Source organism: Bartonella sp. MR168JLCBS (genome assembly GCF_042194175.1).
In genome coordinates this window covers 1-1,210 of sequence record NZ_JBHIMP010000060.1, presented here as the reverse complement: position 1 = coordinate 1,210, position 1,210 = coordinate 1, and the positions used below count along the sequence as shown (strand labels likewise).

The following is a 1,210-nucleotide window of genomic DNA, read 5'->3' as shown; positions in this document are numbered from 1 at the left end:
AACAATTGAGTTCTTTGATTTTTATGTCTTTGCAACTGCCGCAGCTCTCATATTCCCTTATTTGTTTTTTCCAACACAAAATGACCAACTAGCCATCTTGCAATCTTTCCTGATCTTTGGAGCAGCTTTTTTTGCACGCCCCCTTGGGTCAATTGTTTTTGGACATTTTGGAGATAAAATTGGACGAAAAGCAACCCTTATCGCTGCTCTTCTCACAATGGGCCTATCAACAGCCATTATTGGTTTTCTTCCTACCTATGAAACAGCTGGATGGTGGGCACCCTTCCTCTTAACATTGTGCCGTATTGGACAAGGAATGGGATTAGGAGGCGAATGGGGAGGAGCCGTTCTGCTTGCAACAGAAAATGCTCCCCCGGAAAAACGCGGGTGGTATGCGATGTTTCCTCAATTAGGCGTTCCAATCGGTTTGTTTTTATCTATTGCCGTTTATTTAGGTCTGTTGAATTTCCTTGATCATGATGAACTTTTAGCATGGGGATGGCGCATTCCTTTTATTGCATCAGTCGTTTTCATGCTTGTGGGATTATGGGTTCGCCTTTCAATCAATGAAACTGCTGAGTTCAAAAAAACTCTTGAGCGTAAAGAACGTGTCCACGTCCCTATAATAGAGGTTTTTTTAAAATGTCCACGAATCTTATTTCTTGGAACATTTTCTGGTATAGCAGCATTTGTTTTATTTTATCTGGTCACCGCATATTTGTTAAGCTATTCAACAAACCACTTGCAATTGCCATTTTATCAGGCTCTTCAAGTAGAAATCATCGGTGCTATTTTCTGTGGAGTTTTTACTGTCATCACTGGAAGACTCGCTGATCGTATTAGGCGTAGAACTTTGATGATTCTTGTGACCATAATTACTGGTATCTATTCTTTCGCAATTCCTTATTTCCTAAACTCTGGAGTCTTAGGGGTCCTTGCAATTTCTATCATTGGCCTATCGATCATGGGAATAGTCTATAGTCCTCTTGGTGCTGTTTTGGCTTCACCATATCCAACAGCAATTCGATACACTGGTTCTTCTATAACTTTTAACTTGTCTGGTATCGTAGGTGCATCTCTTGCACCTTATATTGCAGAATATCTGGTGCAACATTTTGATACTTCTTATATCGGCTATTATTTACTTCTTTCCTCTTTTATTTCACTAATCTGTTTCGTTGGATTTACGGACGACGAAATATCCAACTAG

The 1,210-nt window shown here is 39.9% G+C and carries 1 protein-coding gene; it reads left to right on the top strand.

Annotated elements, in window-relative coordinates:
• Nucleotides 1-1,210: MFS transporter (locus tag ACFIK8_RS09040; protein ID WP_375669228.1), on the top strand; the 1,210-nt coding region annotated here is incomplete at its 5' end.